This is a genomic window from Mesorhizobium sp. (genome assembly GCF_004962925.1).
Classification (GTDB): Bacteria; Pseudomonadota; Alphaproteobacteria; order Rhizobiales; family Rhizobiaceae; genus Mesorhizobium.
The window spans coordinates 1-239 of record NZ_SUEO01000497.1; the positions used below are offsets into that span (position 1 = coordinate 1).

Annotated in this window: 1 protein-coding gene; it reads right to left on the reverse strand. The window is 59.8% G+C overall.

The features are described 5' to 3' along the window. Positions 1–79: 79 nt before the first annotated feature. A partial coding sequence (locus E5W87_RS35865; protein WP_292408802.1) for a L,D-transpeptidase occupies positions 80–239 on the reverse strand: 160 nt, incomplete at its 5' end.

Genomic DNA, 239 nt, shown 5'->3' on the forward strand with positions numbered 1-239 from the left:
GCGCGAAGCACGCACTGCGTCCAATTCTGCACTTTCCTCAGGAATATCCTGCGAGTTCAGGTCTGCTGCCATTCATTCGCTACTGAGCCAGCTCGTCGACGGCGTCGGCCATCCCGTTCTTGAACTCGACTTTCGTGCTCGGCTGCACCATGGAGCCGAGGTCTTCGGCATCCCAATTGGTCAATCGGATGCAGCCATGCGAGAAGGTCGTGCCGATCTTGCCCGGTTCGGGCGTGCCG